21 protein-coding genes and 2 tRNA genes are annotated in these 20,694 nt (G+C 62.2%); 8 read left to right on the forward strand and 15 right to left on the reverse strand.

Annotated features, from left to right (window positions below):
- Window positions 1–75: 75 nt before the first annotated feature.
- Window positions 76–148: transfer RNA gene (locus HMPREF1287_RS05925), tRNA-Lys, on the forward strand.
- Between the two features lie 104 nt (window positions 149–252).
- Here the strand turns inward: HMPREF1287_RS05925 and HMPREF1287_RS05930 are convergent.
- From HMPREF1287_RS05930 to HMPREF1287_RS05950, 5 genes are all read right to left on the reverse strand, one after another.
- Complete coding sequence (locus tag HMPREF1287_RS05930) at window positions 253–1,020, reverse strand: ABC transporter ATP-binding protein (protein WP_023016991.1); 768 nt, start codon at window positions 1,018–1,020, stop codon at window positions 253–255.
- Entirely contained in the window at window positions 1,011–2,066 is a 1,056-nt protein-coding gene (locus HMPREF1287_RS05935; protein WP_005277826.1) for an iron ABC transporter permease, read from the reverse strand. The genes HMPREF1287_RS05930 and HMPREF1287_RS05935 overlap by 10 nt, the downstream gene beginning before the upstream one ends.
- Window positions 2,066–3,232, reverse strand: a complete 1,167-nt coding sequence (locus HMPREF1287_RS05940) for an ABC transporter substrate-binding protein (RefSeq protein WP_023016990.1) — start codon at window positions 3,230–3,232, stop codon at window positions 2,066–2,068. The genes HMPREF1287_RS05935 and HMPREF1287_RS05940 overlap by 1 nt, the downstream gene beginning before the upstream one ends.
- Before the next feature lie 83 nt (window positions 3,233–3,315).
- Window positions 3,316–4,593, reverse strand: a complete 1,278-nt coding sequence (locus tag HMPREF1287_RS05945; RefSeq protein ID WP_005284487.1) for a glutaminase — start codon at window positions 4,591–4,593, stop codon at window positions 3,316–3,318.
- Between the two features lie 58 nt (window positions 4,594–4,651).
- A complete protein-coding gene (locus tag HMPREF1287_RS05950; RefSeq protein ID WP_005277817.1) occupies window positions 4,652–4,930 on the reverse strand; it encodes a DUF3618 domain-containing protein in 279 nt (92 codons plus the stop codon).
- A gap of 97 nt (window positions 4,931–5,027) precedes the next feature.
- Between HMPREF1287_RS05950 and bcp the strand changes: the two genes are divergently transcribed.
- The 3 genes from bcp to HMPREF1287_RS05965 all read left to right on the forward strand — a co-directional run bounded on the left by bcp (window position 5,028) and on the right by HMPREF1287_RS05965 (window position 7,188).
- Window positions 5,028–5,495, forward strand: a complete 468-nt coding sequence (gene bcp / locus HMPREF1287_RS05955) for a thioredoxin-dependent thiol peroxidase (protein ID WP_023016989.1) — start codon at window positions 5,028–5,030, stop codon at window positions 5,493–5,495.
- A 4-nt stretch (window positions 5,496–5,499) separates the two neighbouring features.
- A complete protein-coding gene (locus HMPREF1287_RS05960) occupies window positions 5,500–6,117 on the forward strand; it encodes a TetR/AcrR family transcriptional regulator (RefSeq protein ID WP_023016988.1) in 618 nt (205 codons plus the stop codon).
- Between the two features lie 84 nt (window positions 6,118–6,201).
- The gene (locus HMPREF1287_RS05965) at window positions 6,202–7,188 is read left to right on the forward strand and encodes an HNH endonuclease signature motif containing protein (RefSeq protein WP_023016987.1); all 987 of its coding nucleotides are present in this window, start codon (window positions 6,202–6,204) and stop codon (window positions 7,186–7,188) included.
- Window positions 7,189–7,209: 21 nt separating this feature from the next.
- Here HMPREF1287_RS05965 and bioD read toward each other — a convergent pair whose 3' ends face one another.
- Together bioD and HMPREF1287_RS05975 are read right to left on the reverse strand one after the other, a co-directional pair.
- Complete coding sequence (gene bioD, locus HMPREF1287_RS05970; protein WP_023016986.1) at window positions 7,210–7,884, reverse strand: dethiobiotin synthase; 675 nt, start codon at window positions 7,882–7,884, stop codon at window positions 7,210–7,212.
- Window positions 7,881–9,146 (reverse strand): adenosylmethionine--8-amino-7-oxononanoate transaminase, encoded by a 1,266-nt coding sequence (locus HMPREF1287_RS05975; protein ID WP_369707518.1) that lies wholly within the window; start codon window positions 9,144–9,146, stop codon window positions 7,881–7,883. Before HMPREF1287_RS05975 ends, bioD begins: the two co-directional genes overlap by 4 nt.
- 50 nt (window positions 9,147–9,196) lie before the next feature.
- On the opposite strand from HMPREF1287_RS05975, the gene HMPREF1287_RS05980 reads away from it, so the two are divergent.
- On the forward strand, window positions 9,197–10,591 hold the full coding sequence (locus HMPREF1287_RS05980; RefSeq protein ID WP_023016984.1) for a peptide MFS transporter: 1,395 nt from the start codon (window positions 9,197–9,199) through the stop codon (window positions 10,589–10,591).
- Between the two features lie 4 nt (window positions 10,592–10,595).
- Here the strand turns inward: HMPREF1287_RS05980 and HMPREF1287_RS05985 are convergent, their stop codons facing one another.
- The 5 genes from HMPREF1287_RS05985 to pflB are packed head-to-tail and all read right to left on the reverse strand — an operon-like array spanning window position 10,596 to window position 16,042.
- A complete protein-coding gene (locus HMPREF1287_RS05985; protein ID WP_005277794.1) occupies window positions 10,596–11,501 on the reverse strand; it encodes an SPFH domain-containing protein in 906 nt (301 codons plus the stop codon).
- Between the two features lie 56 nt (window positions 11,502–11,557).
- Window positions 11,558–12,796, reverse strand: coding sequence for an alpha/beta fold hydrolase (locus HMPREF1287_RS05990; RefSeq protein ID WP_034654208.1), 1,239 nt, complete (start codon window positions 12,794–12,796; stop codon window positions 11,558–11,560).
- Window positions 12,797–12,807: 11 nt separating this feature from the next.
- Complete coding sequence (pflA, locus tag HMPREF1287_RS05995; RefSeq protein WP_005277788.1) at window positions 12,808–13,677, reverse strand: pyruvate formate-lyase-activating protein; 870 nt, start codon at window positions 13,675–13,677, stop codon at window positions 12,808–12,810.
- A gap of 2 nt (window positions 13,678–13,679) precedes the next feature.
- The gene (gene grcA2, locus HMPREF1287_RS12780; RefSeq protein ID WP_005284503.1) at window positions 13,680–13,931 is read right to left on the reverse strand and encodes an autonomous glycyl radical cofactor GrcA2; all 252 of its coding nucleotides are present in this window, start codon (window positions 13,929–13,931) and stop codon (window positions 13,680–13,682) included.
- A gap of 23 nt (window positions 13,932–13,954) precedes the next feature.
- Window positions 13,955–16,042, reverse strand: a complete 2,088-nt coding sequence (gene pflB, locus HMPREF1287_RS06005) for a formate C-acetyltransferase (protein ID WP_005277782.1) — start codon at window positions 16,040–16,042, stop codon at window positions 13,955–13,957.
- Between the two features lie 310 nt (window positions 16,043–16,352).
- Here pflB and HMPREF1287_RS06010 point away from each other — a divergent pair, with 310 nt between their 5' ends.
- A complete protein-coding gene (locus tag HMPREF1287_RS06010; RefSeq protein WP_023016981.1) occupies window positions 16,353–18,260 on the forward strand; it encodes a solute carrier family 23 protein in 1,908 nt (635 codons plus the stop codon).
- Between the two features lie 52 nt (window positions 18,261–18,312).
- Here the strand turns inward: HMPREF1287_RS06010 and HMPREF1287_RS06015 are convergent.
- Window positions 18,313–18,394, reverse strand: a tRNA-Leu gene (locus HMPREF1287_RS06015).
- 96 nt (window positions 18,395–18,490) lie between these two features.
- Here HMPREF1287_RS06015 and HMPREF1287_RS06020 point away from each other — a divergent pair.
- Both HMPREF1287_RS06020 and HMPREF1287_RS06025 read left to right on the forward strand, forming a co-directional pair.
- Window positions 18,491–19,009 carry a hypothetical protein gene (locus HMPREF1287_RS06020; protein ID WP_023016980.1) on the forward strand — a complete coding sequence of 173 codons (519 nt, stop codon included), beginning with the start codon at window positions 18,491–18,493 and terminating at the stop codon, window positions 19,007–19,009.
- A 3-nt stretch (window positions 19,010–19,012) separates the two neighbouring features.
- Window positions 19,013–19,363 carry a DUF3817 domain-containing protein gene (locus tag HMPREF1287_RS06025; RefSeq protein WP_023016979.1) on the forward strand — a complete coding sequence of 117 codons (351 nt, stop codon included), beginning with the start codon at window positions 19,013–19,015 and terminating at the stop codon, window positions 19,361–19,363.
- Here HMPREF1287_RS06025 and rdgB read toward each other — a convergent pair whose 3' ends face one another.
- The gene (gene rdgB, locus HMPREF1287_RS06030) at window positions 19,364–19,966 is read right to left on the reverse strand and encodes an RdgB/HAM1 family non-canonical purine NTP pyrophosphatase (protein WP_023016978.1); all 603 of its coding nucleotides are present in this window, start codon (window positions 19,964–19,966) and stop codon (window positions 19,364–19,366) included.
- Window positions 19,960–20,688, reverse strand: a complete 729-nt coding sequence (gene rph, locus HMPREF1287_RS06035; RefSeq protein ID WP_005277773.1) for a ribonuclease PH — start codon at window positions 20,686–20,688, stop codon at window positions 19,960–19,962. Before rph ends, rdgB begins: the two co-directional genes overlap by 7 nt.
- Window positions 20,689–20,694 lie beyond the last annotated feature (6 nt).

Consider the following 20,694-nt stretch of genomic DNA (forward strand, 5'->3'; position numbering starts at 1 on the left):
TTTTACAGTTTTTCAACCGGGGTGCTAAAGTTTCTACTCGTTGCACAGAGAGCCGCACGGCAGGACGTCAACACTGCGCCATTAGCTCAATTGGCAGAGCAACTGACTCTTAATCAGTGGGTTCGGGGTTCGATTCCCTGATGGCGCACAACAGCGAAATCGCGAGGTATATGCCTCGCGATTTTTTCGTTTTCAAAGTTCGCTTTCAAAGCTAGCAAAAAGGCCGAGCATCTCGCTCGGCCTTTGCTTGTTTTACTGCTTATTCACGCGCTGGGGCGCGACGACGGGAACACCGCGGTGCTCCACGATGTCTGCCTCTACCCCATAGACGCTTTCCACCAGCTCGCACGTGAGCACGTCTCCAGGCGCGCCCTGGGCGCGAATATGGCCCGATTTCAGCACCACCAGCTGGTCACACATGCGCGCGGCCAGATTGATGTCGTGAATGGCCACCAGCCCCAGGCTGCCTTCCCGCCTAGCCTTCTCGCGCACCTCCTCGAGGACGAAGAACTGGCGATGCAGGTCGAGCGCGGACGTCGGCTCGTCCAAGAGCATCAGGCCCGGGTTGCCCACCAGCATCTGCGCCACGGCCACGAGCTGGCGCTGGCCGCCAGATAGCTCGTTGAGGTAGCGCGAGGCAATGGCATCCAGCCCCATCGCGTGCAGCACCTCGGCGCTGCGGGTGATGGGATCCTCGCATGCTTCCCGACGCGCCGCGATAAGCACCGTCTCAAACGCCCGCAGCGCCGCGGTGCTGGGCAGGTCCTGCGGGACGTAGCCGATGAGTTGGCGGCGGCGCTTGCCCCGCGGGCTTTCGCCATCCACCAGAAAATCCACCTCGCCCTTGTACCCGCGATGCACGCCGGCAAGGGACTTGATCAGCGTGGTCTTGCCGGAGGCGTTGGGCCCTAGCAGGCCAACCAACTGGCCGCCTTGCAGCGTATCCACGTCGACCGCTTCGAGCACGGTGTGCTTGCCGTAGGCCGCGCTTATGCCGCGCAGGGTAAGTTCTACGTCCACAGCGCCCTCCTTCGAGTCATCACGATGGCGATAAAGAACGGCACACCCAAAAGCGAGGTCACGATACCAATCGGGATGGCCAGACCCGGCTTAATCATCAAGCTCGCCGCGTGCGCCGCGCACATCACGGCCGCACCTGCGGCCATGGAGGCGGGCACGAAATAGCGCTGGTCCTCGCCCACCAGCATGCGGGCGATGTGCGGACCTACCAGACCGATGAAGCCGATGATGCCGGCGAAGGCCACCGTCGTTGCCGCCACGAGGGAAACCACGATGAGCACCACCACGCGCAGCCGGGCGGTATTAATGCCCATGGCGGCAGCGCGGGCATCGCCAAGCCGCAAGGCCGTAAGCCGCCACGACAGCGCCCACAAAATGGGCAGGGCAACCAGCAGCACGCCCGCAAGCACGCCGTTGGCAACCCAGTTGGCGCGCGTGAGCGAACCCATGGACCAAAAGACGATCTGCTGCAGCGCCTCGGCCGAAGACTGGTATTGGATAAGCGCGAGCATGGCCTGGAAGAAAAAGACCAAACCAATGCCCAGCAGCACCATGGTTTCTGCCTTCGCGCCGCGGATGATGGCCGCCACGACGATGATCGCCGTCGCCACCGCCGCCGACAGCCACGCCACCAGCGCCAGGTTGAACTGCGGCTGGGTCAGCAGCTGCCACTTCAGCACGATGGAACTAGCACCACCGAAAGCCGCTGCGGCGGAAATGCCGAGCGTAAACGGCTCCGCCAGCGGGTTATTCAAGATGGTCTGCATCTCCGCGCCGGCCAGCGAGAGGCTGACGCCGATGAGCAGGGCCATGACGGCCATCGGCAAGCGCAGCTTCCACAGCACCGTATGCGTCTGGTCATCCAGGCTCGAAGGATTGACGATGCCTCTGATGACCTCGCCGGGGCTGATGTCGATGGCGCCGACGAAGTTGCTGACCACAAACGCCACCGCCGCGATGAGGCACAGGCCCGCGACGATGCTAATGCGCTGCCAGGTGAGCTTTTTGTGTTGCTGCGTAAGGGCAGCTACCTCCCCGCTTACCATTAATTCGTGCTAAAGAAGGTTCCCTCGCCAGCAACCGGCGAGTACTTTTCTTGCGCTTGCATCCACTCCTTGTCGACGTCCATATCCTCATACGCCTCCGGGTTGATCCACTTCGCGATCTGCAGCAGCGCTAGGTAGTTGAACGGCGAGTTGTAGAACTGGTGCCACATGCCATGCAGCTTGTGCTCCTTGACCGCACGCAGGTTCTCGAATCCTGGCTGGTTGCTCGGCAGCTTGGCGATGCTCGCCTCTGCCTCATCTTCGCCGATGCCATAGCCCACCGCGGCGTAGCCGACGGGGTTGCCCTCATCGTCCTTCTTCTCGGACCAGTCGCCGCCGGTCGCAATCACCATGTCTGGGTCCGCCTCGAGGACCTTTTCTGGGGTGATGGCTCCAACCTCGCCCGGAATGATGCCATCGGCTACGTTCTCACCGCCGGCTTCGTTCACCAACTGCGCGATATTGGAGTCATTCCAAGAGCCACAGCAGTCCATGACGCCGGCCGCGCGCCAGACGAAGGTCTTGGGCTTATCCTTTACCTTGTCCGCGCGCTCCTTAACCAGGTCCACGGTCTTTTGCCACTCTTTGTTGAATTCCTCGGCGCGCTCTTCTTTGCCGAAGATCTCGCCGAAGATTTCCATGGACTTGGTGGTGTTTTCCAGCGGCTTGGCGCGGAAATCGGTCACGGCGTACTTAAGGCCCGCCTGGTCCATCTTTTCGGTCAGGCCCGCCTCTTGTGAGGCGTCATACTGGTCCTTGGACAGCACGATGAGGTCTGGGTCCAGGCTCACCAGGTTTTCCACGGTGACATCGCCCTTGGAGATAGCACCAACTTCCGGCAGTTCAGTGACCTTGGGCAGCTTTTCTTCCAAGACGTTGTAGTAGTCCGGCACGTTTTTCTTCAGATCGGATCCAATGCCCACGACTTTATCCAGCGGGTCTTCAGTGTTGAGAATGCCGGTGGCGAAGATGGAGCGGCCCTCGCCCAATAGAACGCGCTCGGGGGCCTTGTCGAGTTCTACGTCGCGGCCCGCGAGGTCGGTGAAGGACAGGGCAGCATCGTCGCTGCCACTGCTATTAGTCGTTTCTTCGGCGGTGCTGCAGCCTGCCAATGCAGCGGCGGAGGCCGCCACTACGGCGATTACCTTGGGAAATCTATATGCCATTTTAAATCCTTGGTCGGTCGGAATCCTCGATACGAGGACACGTGCGAGCTTATCCTAACCTAACCAAGTAAGGTGGCTCAAACCTAAACGGCTTCCTCGCTGAGGGCATAATCTTCCGGCTCGCCCTTGGGCACCTCGGTGCCGTCCGCCATGGTGCGATCTTCCAATTCGCCATCCGGATCCACGATGGCGATATCGAAGCCGGCCTCGCGGATGCGCCGGAGGCCTTCCTTCAGCATGCGCCGGCCCATCCGGTTGGATCCGGTGATATGAGATAGCTCCAGCACCACCGTGCCCTCGCCGAATTCGCATTCGGTGAGCTGATGCAAGATGGTCTCCGCTGCGTTGAAATTGATAAGCCCCTGCAGGAAGATCACCGTGAGGTCGTCCTCGGTTTCCATCCTGCGCACCGGGTGCACGCCGTAGCGCTCATCCGTGGACATCAAGTGCAGCCCCATATCCTTCGAAAGCAAGGTCAAGGCATCCACTCCGCGGACGGAATTGCCCTCCTTATTAAGCCGCGGCGAGAAGGTCGCGACCCCCAATTGGCCGGGCAGGGTGCCCAGCAGGCCACCCGAAACGCCGGACTTCGCTGGGATTCCGACCTCGGCCATCCATCGCCCAGCGCCGTCGTACATGCCCGCAGAGCTCATGACAGAAAGCGTCAGGCGGCAGACATCGGCATCGAGGATCTTCTCCCCCGTCACCGGCTGCGTGCCACCATTGGCCAGGGTGGCAGACATCACGGCGAGGTCGCGCACCGTGACCTTAATCGAGCACTGCTCCACATAGGTCGAGACCGCATCGTGGGCCTCGTCCTGGATGATGTCGTAATTGCGCAGCATATGCGCCAAAGACAGGTTCCTATCGGAGACCTGCAGCTCGGAATCGCGCACCTTTTCATCAATCTTCAACTCGCGGCCCGCCAGCCGCGAAAAGTAGCTGCGCAACTGTTCTACGCGCTCGGCCGGATCCGAATCCACGCCGTTAATCAGCTGCGTTACCGCAATCGCGCCCGCATTGATCATCGGGTTCACCGGCCGGTGGTCATAGCGGTTCAGCGAAAGTTCGTTGAAGGCCTCGCCAGATGGCTCCATACCAACGATCTCACGCACCGCATCCAAGCCGAGCTCCTGCAGCGCTAGAGCATACGCAAAGGGCTTCGACACGGACTGCAAGGTAAATTCCACCTCTGCATCGCCAGCGGAATATACGTGCCCCGTCGTGGTGCAGATGGCCACGCCGAGGTAGTCCGGTTCCGCCTTCGCGAGCTCGGGAATATAGTCCGCCACCGCGCCGCTGCGGTTTCCTCGCACCTGGGTCAAAATTTCCTGCAAATAAAAAGGAATTGGAGTTTTCATCGCAACTTAGCATACGAAAAAAGCCCCCACGGCGCGCGTGGGGGTAAGGCAGGGAAAATTAGTGGCGCTCAGACAGCAAGCGCTGCAATTCCTTCAGGTCGCTCTTGCGGCGGCGCGAGCGGAACACGGAATAGGCAATCAGCCCAGCAACGGCCGCGCCGACGCCACCGAGCACCAACTGCACGTTGCGGTCCTGCAACTTTTCGGTGGCGGCGTTCTTGGCGTCATCGACGAGGTTTTGCGGCTTGCTGCGATCCGCAATTTCATCCAGGGTGCTAGCCAGCTGGCGCCGGGTGCGTTCGATATCGCGTTGAATATCTTCAATATTGCGTGCCACGGAATTCTCCTCTTAGCTTAAGTTTCGCTCTTAACGAGCTTATCTTACCGTGCAGGGCCTCCCCCGCGCAGGCCGGGGAGCACGTAAAGTAGGTCCCATGACTGAAACTCGTTTGAACGTAGGAGATACTGCCCCAGCTTTTGCGCTTGCCGATGCCACCGGCAACACCATTTCCCTTTCCGATTACGCAGGCCAGCGCGTGTTAGTGTACTTCTACCCGCGCGCCAATACGCCGGGCTGCACCAAGGAAGCCTGCGATTTTCGCGATTCCTTAGCAGAGCTCAATGCCCTCAATATCGCGGTGGTAGGCATCTCCCCCGATAAGCCCGAGGCGCTGGCGAAGTTCCGCGATGACCACGATCTCAACTTCCCGCTGCTTTCTGATCCGGATAAGTCCGTCATGACCGCGTATGGCGCCTTCGGGGAGAAGAAGAACTACGGCAAGGTGGTCCAGGGCGTTATCCGTTCCACTTTCCTCGTGGAGCCGGATGGCACCATCGGCCAGACCCACTACAATGTGAAGGCCACTGGACACGTCGCGCGCGTGATGAAGGGCCTCGAGTAAGCCGGTGGAGGAGATCCTCGTCCCGCGGCGTCGGCCAGCGCAGGCGCGCAGCCGGGAGCGCTTTTCTCGCATTGTGCAGGCGGCGCGCGCCGTGCTTGTCGATGTCGGCTTCGAATCCTTCACCTTCGATGAAGTCGCCCACCGCGCCGAGGTTCCCATCGGCACGCTGTATCAGTTCTTTGCCAATAAATACGTGCTCATCTGCGAGCTCGACCGGCAAGATACCGCCACCAGCCTAGCCGAAATCGAGCGCTTTTCGCGCCTCGTTCCAGCCCCGCAGTGGCCGGATGTCTTGGATGAATTCATCGACCACCTCGCGCGGATGTGGCGCGAGGACCCTTCCCGGCGCGCTGTTTGGCACGCCATCCAATCCACCCCGGCGACGCGGGCCACAGCCGCCGATACCGAGCTGCAGCTCTTGGAGCCACTCTCCGAGATCCTCCGCCCGCTGGCCACCGAGCACAGCGATGCGCAACGCATTGAACTGGCGCGCTTCCTTATCCACACCGTAGTCTCGCTGCTCAATTACGCCATTTCGGGCGATCCAGACAAGTTCGATTCCGTGGTCATGGAGCTAAAGCGCATGCTGATTTCGTATCTCTTCGCGGTTGCCGCGGGATAAGTTTGTAGACGTTTATACAAGTTATCCACAGGCCGGCGCTGGGCGCGATTGGCGCCGCGGTAGCGCGCGCCTAGATTTGCAGGCATGAACGCACTGCAGGCCTATGCCACCCAGATTTCCTCGGCGATGGATATCCTCGCCGAGGCCCACGGCATGCCTGAACGCGACCTCGTTGAGCTCGGCCTACCGGATGTCGAGGCCCGCGAGCTGCTTGCCCTAGCGGAGGTTTATTTCGGCACCACTTCCTTTAGCCGCAAGCAGCGCCTTGCCGCCGCAGGCGCGCGCCACCACGATTTGATGACGCTCAAGCTCATCGAGAAGTACGCCACCCGCGCGGCCACCAAGCGCGCCGCGTGGAACCTGCGTGTAGAGCTGTGCCGGCAGCACGGACCGGCTTCTGAGATCGCCCGGCTTGCTAAAAAGCGCCTGCGCGAATGGCGCCCGCGCCGCCGGCCGCCGCGCGAGGGCGTACAACTCCTGCGCCGCCCGGAAGGACCGTGGACGATGCGCATTACCGCGCCCTCGTCCTTCCTCGCGGATCTCGATTCCGCCCTCGACCCCGAAAACCCACTCGCATCCTTCCGCGAACTCCTCCGCGGCGAGGGCGCTGCCACGGTGCAGACCACGACGAACGTGCTTATTCCGCTCAACGCGCTGGATCAAATACTGGAAGGCGATGGCGACGAGGTCATGCTTCGGCTGACCAACGGCTCGACCATCACCGGCGCGCAGCTCGTCGAGCGCACCTTCAGCGAGCACGGGCTAGCCACGCTAATCCACCCGGTAAAGGGCCCGGTCAACCTGTATCGGACCTCGCGCTTTGCCTCGGAAAAGCAGCGGCTGATGGCCGCCGCCGAAAACCCCACCTGCCCGTGGCCGCCGTGCAATCACCCGGCGGATAAGTCTCAGATCCACCACCTGCAGGCGTGGAAGCATGGCGGGATGACCAACGCGGAGAACCTCACCGTGTGCTGCCCGTACCACAACGGGGTAAACCAAGACGATCCGAACGCCCCGCCCTTGCGCGGCCGCCTTGCCCGGGTAAACGGCAAGGTCCGCTGGGTCCGCTAGCGCTGCCTCACCGAGGTAGCGCTACTCGGCGTGCGCAAGCAACTGCGCGCACACATCACCGGGAAAGAGCTCTCTGGCCATCCGGGCGAAGTCTTCCCGGCCCAGCGCTCCGGCCCCCTCTGGCACTCTGCCCCACAACCGGCAGCCCGTGACCGCCGGCAGCTCGTCCACGTTCAGCCGCGTCGCCAGATCCGGCCTCGCGGGCAAACTGCCGCCGATAAGCCCCATCGCGTTAATCCCGCGCCGCTGCGCCTCGCGGACGGTGAGCTCGGCGGCGTTGAGGCTGCCGAGGCCGAGGGAGGTGACGATGAGGAGGTTGGTAGCGACATCGGCAAGCGTGTAGTCGTCTGCCAAACGCACCAGCAGACCGCCGGCGCCTTCCACCAGCACCACACGGCCTGGTGCGTCCAACCCTGCGATCCAGTCCCGGAGCTCCTCTTTGCTCGGCGGAGTCATGCCCGCCCGGCGCGCCGAGAGGTTCGGTGCTAGCGGTTCGGGAAAGCGCGCCATCTCCGTGACCTCGACCCCGGCCAGGGCCCGCACCGTCGCCGCATCGCCGCTATTGTCCGGCTCGCCGGTCTGCAGGGGCTTGGCATAGACGACCTCGCGCCCGCTCTGGGCAAAGGCGCTGGCGAGCGCCGCCGTGGCCACCGTCTTTCCCACGTCGGTATTGGTGCCGGTGACAAAGATAATCATCGCTTTCCTCCTGCCACCGCAGCGCGCACCCCGCGGCAAATCTGCGCGACCTCGTCCTCGGTGCTAATAAACGGCGGCATGGTGTAGATGAGGCGGCCGAACGGGCGCAGCCACACACCCTGGTCCACCGCCGCATCCGTGGCGCCTGCCATATCGACGTCGCGCTCCATCTCCACCACGCCGATAGCGCCCAGCACCCGCACGTCCGCCACGCCCGGCTCGTCCTCTAGCCCGGAAAGCCCGGCGCGCAGCTGCTTCTCGATGCCCGCAACCTGCCCCCGCCACGTTCCCTCCAGGATCATGGAGGTCGCCTCGGCAGATACCGCGCAAGCCAGCGGGTTGGCCATAAAGGTCGGGCCGTGCATAAGCGCGCGGGGGTGCATACCCTCGGCTACCCGGGCGGTGGCAAGCGTGGCGGCCATCGTCATGAAACCACCGGTCATCGCCTTGCCCACGCACATGATATCTGGCACCACTCCCGCCGCCTGGGTGGTAAAGAGGTCCCCGGTGCGCCCAAACCCCGTGGCGATTTCATCCGCGATCAGCACGATTCCGTGGCGGTCGCAGATTTCGCGCGCCCCGCGCACCAACTCGTGATCGTGGAAGCGCATGCCGCCGGCGCCTTGGACGACGGGCTCGATGATCAGGGCCGCGACCTCGTCGGTAATGCAGCCCTCCAATTCGCGCAGGTAGTCCTCGCGCGCCTTCTCGCTCGCCCCGCGCGTCGGCGGTGCCGGGGCGAAAACCTGCTGCGCCAGGGTGCCGGTCCACATCGAGTGCATGCCGCCATCGGGATCACACACGCTCATCGCGGCGAAAGTATCGCCGTGATAACCCGAGCGCCAGGTCAGCATCTTGGTGCGCTCCGGGTGGCCAATCCCCTGCTGATATTGCAGGGCCATCTTGATTGCTACCTCCACCGAAACCGATCCCGAGTCCGCATAAAAGACCTGCGCGAAGTCGTGGCGCGTGAGCTCCATGAGATTGACCGTCAGCCGCGCCGCCGGCTCGTGCGTGAGCCCGCCGAACATCACGTGGCTCATGCGGTCGATTTGTTCCTTGGCGGCAGCGGTGAGCCGCGGGTGACTGTGCCCATGGGCGGCGGCCCACCAGGAGGACATGGCGTCGATGAGCTGGGTGCCATCGGCAAGCGTGAGGTGGACGCCCGCGGCCGACTCCACGACGCGCGTGGGCGCGCCGGGCTCGGCGTAGGGGTGCCAGATGTAGTGGGCATCGATTGTCGCTATGTCGTTAGTAGAAATATCCACCAAATTAGATCTAGCACACACTCTCGGCCGCTATAGTCCTTTTTATGAAAGTTCTTGAACGGCGTTCAATTCGCCGCGTACCCGTGGTTTTGCCGGCGGTTGCGGGCATCGAGATGTGGGAGCGCTTCAGCTTTTATGGCATGCAAGCCATCCTCGCGTACTACCTCTACTCCACCTCCGGTGGGCTCGGTATGGAGCAAACGCAGGCCACCGCGCTCGTCGGCGCGTACGGCAGCCTGCTCTATCTTTTCACGTTTGTGGGTGGCTGGGTCAGCGACCGGCTCTTGGGCGCCGAGCGCACCCTGCTTACCGGCGCCGGGCTGTTGGTGTGCGGGCACTTTGCCCTCTCGCTCGTCCCCGGCACGGCGGGGCTCATCATCGGGCTTTTGCCGCTCGCTCTCGGCTCGGGGCTGCTCAAGACCGCCGCGATTACGATTCTGGGCGCCGCTTTTCCCGCCGAGGCCGGCGCGCGCGACGGGGCCTTCCAGATTTTCTACCTCGGCATCAATGTCGGCGCGCTCTTTGGCCCCATGCTCACTGGGTGGCTGGCGGAGGAATACGGCTACCACGCCGGATTCTTCGCCGCAGCGGTGCTCATGTGCTGCGGCTGCGCCACCTACGGCGCACTGCGGAAAAAGATAAACGTTCCGTCGCGCCCACCACACCCCACCCAGGCCCCGGGTAAGGCGGGGCTGATCGCGCTGGCGGCGCTTGTAGCCGGCGTGCTGCTCGTCATCACCGTCTCCCCAGGCACGCTGACCGTGCTGCTTCTTATCGCCACGGTAGCGGCCGCAGCGGGGCTTTTTGCCAGCATGCTGCGATCCCCGCAGGTCACCGCGGATGAGCGGCGCCGCATCCTGGACTTCATTCCGCTCTTCGCCTGCTCGACGGCCTACTGGACTCTGCAGCCGCAAATATACGGCGTGCTCGCGGTCTATTCGGATCAGCGCCTCAACCGAACCATCGGCGGGGTCGAGATCCCACCGGCTTGGACGCAATCACTCAACCCGCTATTTATCCTGCTGCTCTCGCTGCCGTTGGCGGCGGGCATGACGCGCTGGGCCAACTCGCGGCGCGCGCTCATGGGCTGCGGCATCATCTTCGCCGGTGCAGGCATGTTCCTCCTGCTGCCCTTTGTCAGCGGCGGGGAAAATTCCACGCCGTTCCTCGTGCTAGCGGGCACCATCTTTTTGATGTCGCTCGGCGAGCTCTTCATCGGCCCAGTGGGCATGGCCGCATCCGCCGCCCACGCGCCACGGGCCTATGCCACCCGCTTTTCCGCGCTGTACTTCCTCACGATGGCCATCGGCACCTCGCTGGCCGGTTCGATGTCGCAGCTATACGATCCCACCTCGGCGTCCGCCGAAACGACCTACCTTCTCATCATGGGCGGCGTCCCCGTCATCCTGGGGCTGGTGCTCCTCCTGCGGCGCAGGTAGGTTCCTATCGCCCGGCGGACTCGTCGAGCGCGCGGTCGGCCATCAGCACGTCGCGCATGCCGCTGAATAGGTCGCCCATGCCCTGCGGATTGGACGGCATGTAGAGCACGGAGGCTTGGCCGTTATTCGAGACATCGACCATCGCATCGAGGTACTGCGATACCAGCATGAGGACCTCGGGGGATTCCTGGACCCCGGCATCGCGCAGTAGCTCGTATTGCTGGGCGATGCCCTCTACAATCTCCTTGCGCTGCTCGGCAACGCCCCTACCCTGCAGCTTCTTTGCCTCCGCGGCACCCTCGGCTTCTTTGACCACGCGAATCTTTTCCGCCTCCGCCTGGGCGATGGCCGCCTCGCGCTCGCGCTGCGCCGCGTTAATGGAGTTCATGGATTCACGCACGCGGGAATCCGGGCGGATATCGGTTACCAGCGTATTGACGAAGTTCCAGCCGTATTCGGCCATATTATCCCGCAGCGAGGCCGCCACGTTCTGCGCGATGGTGTCCTTGGAGGAAAAGGACTCATCCAAGCCCATATTCGCCACCGACGAGCGCACATTATCTTGCACATAGGCCACGATCTGCTGCTCGTGGTTGGACAGCATATAAAAGGCCTCGCGCTCGCGGCCCTCTACGACCTCGTACTGCACCGCGACCGGAATTTGGACGAAGACATTATCCTTCGTCTTGGTTTCTACCATCACGTCCAGCTGGCGTACCTGCAGCGAAATCTTATCGCGCACGCGGTCGATCCAGGGCATCTTGAAGTGCAAGCCCGCGTGGGCGACCGTCTGGAATTTACCCAACCGTTCCAAGATGGCCGCCTCGCGGGTACGCACGATGTAGTACCCATCGAATACGGTGCCGAGAATCAGCAAGATGATGACGCCGATGATGATTAAGCTCAACATTTCCTCTCCCTAACTACGTGTGTGAAATTAATTTTCGCACAGGCAGAAAGGGAGCGCTAGTGGTCATCGATAAGCGCAAAGAGCTTGCCCATCACCTCCGCACCGTTCTCACCGATGCCATTGTGCTGGTACTCATTCGTCACCCACGGGCGCAGATCGCCCAAGTGCGCGGCGGTGGCCAGGGATTCTTCCAGGGGAACGAAGATATCGTCGAGGTAGATGGCGGCGGCGGTGGTGGGGGCATCGGCAAGCGCATAAGGCGCAGTAAATTCCCGCTCCGCCAAGCCGTGCGCACCCTCCTTGAATGCTTGCAGCGCCGGGTCCTCGTCGAACTGCCACGGGAAAATATGCTCGCCGGTCAGCCAGGTACCGGACTCGGCAAACTCCGGGAACTCCTCGCGCACGCGGTGTGCCGACCACTGCGTCGCCGCCTGCCCGCCGCTGCCGGCATAAATGGACTCGTGGATCGCCGCATAAAGCGGGGCCTCCGCAAAGCTCACGCGCTCGCCGATGCCCCACAGGAAATCATCCCGCAGCACCTTCTCTCCCCGCACGGTGCGGAAGGGCTCTTCCAGGAGGTAGGCCAGGCCGTCGAAGCCGGTGCCCCGCCCCAAATCGGTGCCAATGGTGCGAAAACGCAGCGAGGACAGCCGCTCGCCGGTATGCAGGCGCTCATCTGAATTATCGAGGTGGTCGATGATTTCCTCGATGCGGCGCTGCACCCAGGGGAATTCGCGGTAGAAGCGCTCCTGGCGGGCCTTGAGCTTGCTAAAGGTCGCGCGGTAGAGGTGATCTGCGCCCTGCAGCGTGGGGATACCGCCGGTGAAAAACGCGTGCTTGACCGACTCTGGAGCTTGGGATAGGTACGCGGTGATGCAAAAGCCGCCAAAGGACTGGCCGAACAGGGACCAAGTCTCAAGCCCCAGGTGCTCGCGCAGGCGCTCGGCATCGCGCACGATATTGTCTTGGCGCAGCAAGGCCAGGTGTTCGGCGCTGCGCTCTTCTGCGGGGTTCAGCCTATCGATGCGGTGCGAACGCCCCGTGCCGCGCTGGTCGAGGAGGATGACGCGATAGCGCTCGAGCGCCTTGCCGATAAGCCCCGTCGGCTTGACCGGCCGCGGCGCCGGAAATCCCGGGCCGCCCTGCAGGTACAAAAGCGCCGGCAGGTCCTCGCCTCCTGGCGGGATGATTTCGCGGGCATAGAGATCAAAAGTCCCGCGCGGATTGTCATAATCCCACGGGACTTCAAGGGTGTGTTCAATAATATCGTGGCCGAAGCGGCGGTAGTGAGTCATGCCCACCCAGGTTAGTAGACCTCCAGGCCCTTTGCGCGGAAAACGTCGCGGACTTTTTCCACGTCCTCCGGTTTCGGCGGCTTGGTATCTGCCAAGTGGTAGGTCATATCGAGCCCCTCCCACTTGTCCTTGCCCATATTGTGGAAGGGCAAGACCTCGACGCGCTCCACATTGGACTTCCACCGCGCCACAATGGAGGCGACGTTTTCGACGTTCTCGGCCGAATCCGTCAGGCCCGGCACGACGACGAAGCGAATCCACACCGGCTTGCCTATCGCGTTGAGGCGGTCACCAAAATCGAGCGTGGGCTGCAGCTGGCGCCTCGTTACGCGCTGATAGGTTTCCTCGTCGCCCGACTTCACGTCCAGCAGCACAAGATCGATATTGTCCAGGTCCTCATCGCGCAGGCGCGAGCCTAAGAAGCCTGAGGTATCGATGGTGGTGTGGATGCCGGCGTCGTGGACCTCCTTAAGCACGCGGCGGGTAAACGCAATCTGGAAGAGGGGCTCACCACCGGAGATGGTCAGGCCGCCACCGGAAGCCTGGAAGATGGGCTTGTAGCGCTTGATGCGCTTGACCACATCGTCTACCCGCTCCAAGGTGCCGGTCTTCATCTCCATGGTGTCCGGGTTATGGCAATACTGGCAGCGCAGGGGGCAGCCGGACATGAACATGGTCATGCGGGTGCCCGGGCCGTCGACGGCGGTTACCAGCTCCCAAGAGTGCACGAGGGCGATATCGCCGGTGCGGCGCGCCTCCATGAGCTCGGGGCGGGTAATCTCATCGAGTTCGTGGTCGGTTCCCAGGCCCGCGGCAACACCGCGAACGCGCTCGCCGGATTCCGGCGACAGGGTGACCACACCAGTAATGCCATCAGCCATGATTATGAACCCTGGTGGAAGGTGCGGGAAATGACGTCAAGCTGCTGCTCCTTGGTGAGCTTGACGAAGTTGACCGCGTAGCCAGAGACGCGAACGGTGAGGTTCGGGTACTTCTCTGGGTGCTCGACGGCATCTTCCAGCGTGGACTTGTCCAGCACGTTGATGTTGGCGTGGTACAGGCCAGAGTTCATCTTGTGCTCGTCGCGGCTGGCCTTCATGTCTGAAAGGCGTTCTGCATAGGTTGGGGTTGCCATGATGGTTCTCCTTGTCGTGATTCTTATTGTTCCATGATGAAGCCGGCATCCAGCACGCCCACCAGGTTGGTGATGCGCTCTTCTGGGGTGCGGCCCAATCCGGACGGGGTGATGGTATTGGTCAGAGAGATGCCGTCCAAGGCATCCTTGTAATCCAGCTTGCCCACCGACAGCATGGAGGCGACCATGCCGTGGTTATCCGCGCCGTTTTCCGGGTTAGCACCCGGAGAGAAGGGGGTGCCAGCCTTGTGGCCCGACGGGAAGGAGCCTGTTGCCTTGCCGTAGACAACGTTGGAGGTAATGGTCAGCACGGACTGGGTGGGGATGGCGTTGCGGTACATCGGGATGGCCTTAATCTTTTCCATCACGGTGTGCACGATGGTGGCGGCGATATCATCGGCGCGGTCATCGTCGTTGCCGTAGAACGGGAATTCGCCTTCGGTGATGTAATCCGTAATCAGGCCGGTCTCATCCCGGACCGGGGTGACCTTGGCGTACTTGATGGCGGATAGCGAATCGGCGACGATGGAAAGCCCCGCGATGCCGCAGCCCATGGAGCGGATGATATTGGAATCATGCAGCGCCATTTCCACGGCCTCGTAGGCGTACTTATCGTGCGAGTAGTGGATGATGTTCAGTGCCTCGACGTAGGTGCCAACCACCCAGTCCAGCATCTCCTCGTACTTTTGCCAGACCTCGTCGAAATCCAACGGGCCATCGCCTTGAATCGGCTCGTAGCCTTCGACGATTTGCTTGCCGGAGACCTCATCCCGGCCGCCGTTCATAGCATAGAGCAGGGCCTTGGCGGCATTGACGCGGGCGCCGAAGAACTGCATCTGCTTGCCCACTTCCATCGGGGACACGCAGCAGGCAATCGCCGCGTCATCGCCCCACTCGTCGCGAATCTGGCGATCAGACTCGTACTGGATGGAGGAGGTTTCAATGGAGATGTGCGCGCAGAATTCCTTGTAGCCTGCGGGCAGCTCCGGATCCCAGAAAATGGTGATATTCGGCTCCGGTGATGGCCCCAAGTTGATCAGGGTCTGCAGGAGGCGGAAGGAAGTCTTGGTGACCATGTGGCGGCCATCGCTGCCGAAGCCGGCATCGGACCAGGTGGCCCAGTACGGGTCGCCGGAGAAAATCTGGTCATAGTCGATGGTGCGCAGGAAGCGGACGATGCGCAGCTTCAGCACGAGCGCGTCGATGATTTCCTGTGCCTGCTCCTCGGTGATGATGCCAGCGGCTAGGTCGCGCTCGAAGTAGCAGTCGAAGAACGCAGACAGGCGGCCGATGGACATGGCGGCACCATCCTGGGACTTGATGGAGGCGAGGTAGCCAAAGTAGGTCCACTGCACGGCCTCGTGTGCGGTGCGCGCCGGCTCGGAGATGTCAAAACCGTAGGACTCGGCCATCGCCTTGAGCTTCTTCAGGGCCTTGATCTGCTCGGAGTGCTCCTCGCGGTAGCGGGCCCAGTGCTCGGAAAAGCCGGCATCGGCAATGGCATCGCGGGCCTCAATCTTTTCTTGGATGAGGAAGTCCACGCCGTACAGCGCCACGCGGCGGTAATCGCCGATGATGCGGCCGCGGCCATAGGCATCGGGCAGGCCGGTGATGATGTGTGATGAACGGGCGGCGCGGATGCGCGGGGTGTAGATATCGAAGACCGCATCGTTGTGGGTCTTGCGGTAGCGGGTGAAGATCTTCTCCACCTCGGGGTCTACCTCTTTACCTGCCTCGCCGATGGCCTGCTTAACCATGCGCCAGCCACCGAACGGCATCATGGCGCGCTTGAGCGGCGTATCGGTTTGTAGGCCGACGATGACGTCATCGTCTTCTGAGATGTAGCCGGCCGGGAAGGCATCGATATCGGTCGGGGTGTGCGTATCGACATCGTAAATGCGCTTTTCGCGCTCGACTGACAGGTAGTCCTTTTCCAGGGTGTCCCACACGCGCAGCGTCTTATCGGTGGGGCCAGCGAGGAAGCTGGAATCGCCGTCATAAGGCGTGTAGTTGCGCTGGATGAAATCGCGGACGTTGATGCCCTCGGTCCAAGGGCCGGGCGCAAAACCTTCCCACCCTTGATACTGCTGGGGCTTAGTTGCGGTAGTCATAATTCCCTTCTTCTGGGTCAAATTTCCCGGGGCACATGCCGCCTTTTCTTCCCGCAGCATCAAGCCCCGTCACCTCTCCATTGTCGGCCCGATTCGCGAAATTAACAACCATAAACATCGCCGTGAGCACCAGTTATAAACCGGTCATCATACTTTGCTGGTAGCCCGATTCATATAAACCACCCGTACGTTTTTGTTCGGGGGCAATCTAGCCCCGATCGTGGCTTTGCTCACGTACACTTTGGCGCCGACCTGCGTGTACCTCTACTGTTAAGGCGGTCAGCTTCGCTTCCGTAACAAGGAGGACTTCGTGGCGTCCCAGCCCAAGCACCCCGTAGACATCGTTCCCCCCGCGCCGAAACTCGCCGCCCTTGGGCTGCAGCACGTCCTCGCGTTTTATGCCGGGGCGGTCATCGTCCCGCTGCTCATCGCCAGCTCGTTGAACCTGGACGCGGAAACTACCATCCACCTCATCAATGCCGACCTTTTAACCTGCGGCATTGCGACGATCATTCAGTCGGTGGGCATCGGCAAGCATATTGGCGTGCGCCTGCCCATCGTGCAGGGCGTGACCACGACGGCGGTATCGCCCATCATCGCGATTGGCCTGGGCGCCACCGACGGCGAGGGCGGGGTGGCATCGCTGCCCACGATTTACGGCGCCATCATCGTCGCGGGCCTTTTTACCTTCTTCGCCGCGCCGGTCTTTGGCAAGGTGCTGCGCTTCTTCCCGCCGGTGGTTACCGGTTCGGTGCTGCTGGTGATGGGTACCTCACTGCTGGCGGTATCGGCCAATGACTTTGTCAATTATGCCGAGGGCGTGCCGGCCACGCGCGATTTGCTCTATGGCTTTGGCACGCTGGCGGTCATCATTATGGTGCAGCGTTTTTCCTCCGGCTTCGTGGGCACGTTGGCGGTGCTCATCGGCTTGGTCCTGGGCACGGGCGTGGCGCTCGCGCTTGGCGATGCCTCCTTTAGCGAAGTCTCCTCCTCCCCCGCCCTCGGCATTACGACGCCGTTTTATTTCGGCATGCCGAAATTCGACCTCGTGGCGATCTTCTCGCTGATTATCGTCATGATCATCACGATGGTGGAAACGACCGGCGATGTATTTGCCACCGGCGAAATCGTCAAAAAGCGCATCCGCCGCGATGATGTGGTGCGCGCCATCCGCGCCGATGGCGTTTCCACCCTGGTGGGCGGCGTCATGAATTCCTTCCCCTATACCTGCTTTGCGCAAAACGTGGGCCTGGTGCGCCTGACCAATGTGAAATCGCGCTGGGTGGCCGTGGCGGCCGCGGGGTTCATGATCGTGCTGGGCCTGTTGCCGAAGGCCGGCGCGGTGGTTGCCGCGATTCCGTCGCCGGTGCTCGGCGGCGCATCGCTCGCGCTTTTTGCCAACGTGGCGTGGGTAGGCCTGCAGACCATCGCAAAGTCGGATCTCAGCGATGGCCGCAACTCCGTCATCGTCACCTCCGCGCTGGGCCTGGCCATGCTGGTGACCTTCAAGCCGGAGGTTGCCACTGCCTTCCCGGAGTGGGCGCAGACCTTCGTTTCTTCTGGCATGTCCATCGGCGCGATTACCGCCATTCTGCTCAACTTGTTGTTCTTCCACACCGGCAGCGCGAGCACGCAGGTCTCGCGCGCCGATGGCAAGGGCGTGAGCCTGAACGAGCTGAACGAGGCCTCGCGGGAGGAGTTCACCGCCGCGCTGCGCCCGCTCTTTAATAATGAGACCTGGCCGCTGGATCTGGCCTGGCAGTCCCGGCCGTTTAGCGATGTCAACGAGCTGCGCGCCGCCATCCAGGTTGCCGTGCTGACCGCGGATGCTGAACGCCGCGATGCGCTCATCCACGACTACCCCGCGATGGACGAGCTGCTTTTGGCCTCGGCCGATGAGGCGGCGAATATTTCCGCCGACCGCGGCTCGCTGGGGCTCAGCGATCTCGATGACGTGCAAACCGAGCGCATTACCGAGCTGTCCGCCGCCTACCGCGAGCGCTTTGGCATGCCCTTTGTCGCATACCTCGATACCAATGACACGGTGGAGCGCGTCATCGATGCCGGCGTGCGGCGCCTGGCCAATTCCGATGCGCAGGAATATCGCATTGCTCTCAGCGAAATCGTCGAGATCGCCAATGACCGCTTCGATATCCTGCTTGCCGATGCCAACCCCGTCCGCTCCTCCTGGGACCGCAAGTTCACCGAGGTAGATTAGGATCCGCAAAAGCACCGCAGTTCTTCAAGCAAGTACTGCGGTGCTTTTCTTGTGCGCCCGGTGAGACTTGAACTCACACGTCATAAGACACTAGAACCTAAATCTAGCGCGTCTGCCAATTCCGCCACGGGCGCGAGCAACGTTGAATAGTGTACACGGCGGGCTGATAAACAAGAAACCAGGGGCATTCCGTATTGCGGCGGCGGATAGGTAGGCTGGGTGAGGTGAGTATGCACGAGGATCAGAAGAAACGGCGCGTGAAGGTGCGGTGGTGGCACATCGCCCTCGTCATATTTTTCGTGGTGCTTTTCCTCTTCCTCGCCTATTGGCAGTGGACGCGCTTCCGCTCCGGCTCGGGCACTTTCCAAAACTTGGGCTATGCCTTTCAGTGGCCTCTTTTTGCGGTATTCGTGGTCTATGCTTATCGCACCACCCTGCGCTATGAAAATGAGCGCCTTGCCGCGGAAAACGAAGCCCGCGAGATGGATTCGCTGCAGGCCTCAAAAAACGCCTCTGAAAATGTCGGCTCAGAATCTGGTTCGATAGGCGGAGATTCGGCAGCTGGTTCGGAGGCCGGTAGCTCGATGGGCCGCGGGTCGGCGGAGAAGACCGCCATCGATGAGGATTTCTTGCCGCAGCGCCCGCAGCTGAATGTGGAAGAGTTTAATGCGTTGAATCAGCCTCGGCGCCGCCGCGGCTCCCCCGCAGAGGGGCGCGGCGAAGGCCCGACAGATAAAAGGAGAAAATAAATCATGACAAACCAGGTACACCCAGACCGCAAGGCGCGCATCCGTGGCCCGCTGAAGTTCTTTTCCATCGCGGCCACGGTGACCGGTATCTTCCTGATCATCCTGGTCATCCGCATGTTCTTCCAGTACGTCATGGGCGCAGAAATCCCGGAATGGGCGACCTACATCGCCATCGTGCACGGCATCGCGTACATGATCTATCTGCTGTCCATCCTGATTCTGGGCCCGCGTGCGCTGTGGCCCGCCGGCAAGCTGATTACCACCGCGCTCGCCGGCGTGGTGCCCTTCCTGTCCTTCTGGATGGAGCACAAGCGCCGCAAGGAAATCGAGGAGCAATTCCAGCTCAACGCTTAATTAGCTGGCCAGCTCTGCGATAAGCGGGACCAGCTGGGAAAGGGCGCGGCCGCGGTGCGAGACCGCGTTCTTTTCTGCGGGCGACATTTCCGCCGCAGAACGCGACTCGCCCTCTGGCTGGAAGAGCGGGTCGTATCCAAAACCATTGGCGCCGCGCGGCTCGCGCAGCAGCTTGCCTTCCCAGCGGCCCTCGGCCACGCGCTCTGTGCCTTCGGGGGTCACGAGGGCGCACACGGAGACAAAGGCGGCGGCGCGCCGGTCATCCGGTACATCCGCCATCTGCGCCAAGACCAGGTCATTATTGGCATGGTCATTGCCGTGCTGGCCGGACCACCGAGCGGAAAGCACGCCGGGCATGCCGTTGAGCTCCTCGATGGCCAGCCCGGAATCATCCGCGATGGTCACCAGGCCCGTGGCGGCGGCGCCGGCGCGGGCCTTGATGAGCGCGTTATCGGCAAAGGTGCGGCCGTCTTCGATGGGCTCTGGGTAGGCTTCGACCTCAGAAAGCAGGCGCAGTTCCACGCCCTCGATGCCCGCCTCGGACAAGATACGATCGAGCTCGGCCAGCTTCTTCGGATTGCCGGAGGCGACGAGGATTACCATCCCAGCGCCGCTTTCTGCGCCGCGATGAGCTCGCTGCAGCCCTTCTGGGCCACATCCAGCATCCCGTTGAGCTGCTCGCGGCCGAAGAGGCCGTGCTCACCGGTGCCCTGGATTTCTACGAAGTCGCCGGATTCCTGCATCACCACGTTAAGGTCTACCTCGGCGCGGGAATCTTCCTCATAGGGCAAATCCAAGCAGATTTCGCCGTCGATGATGCCCACGGAGACCGCGGCGATGGGATCGAGGAGCGGCTCGCCGGGGACAACGCCTTCGGATTTGAGGTGGGCGATGGCATCGGCAAGCGCGACGTAGGCGCCCGTGATAGAGGCGGTGCGGGTGCCGCCATCGGCCTGCAGCACGTCGCAATCGAGCTGGATGGTGTTTTCTCCCAGCTCCTCCAAGTCCACGGCGGCACGCAGGGAGCGACCGACCAGGCGGGAAATCTCATGGGTGCGGCCCTTGACCTTGCCGCGCATGGACTCGCGCGGCATACGGTCGTGGGTGGCGGATGGCAGCATGGCGTACTCGGCGGTCAGCCAGCCCTCGCCGGAATCGCGCTTGAAACGCGGCACCCCGAGTTCGACGGAGGCGGTGCACATCACGCGGGTATTGCCAAATTCCACCAAGACGGATCCAGCCGGGTTGGTGGTGAAATTGCGGGTAATGCGGACGCTGCGCATTTGGTCGAGCGCGCGCCCATCGGCACGAGTAAATTCAGTCATGCCCTC

Origin of the sequence: Corynebacterium sp. KPL1986 (assembly GCF_000477975.1) — a bacterium.
Classification (GTDB): Bacteria; Actinomycetota; Actinomycetes; order Mycobacteriales; family Mycobacteriaceae; genus Corynebacterium; species Corynebacterium accolens.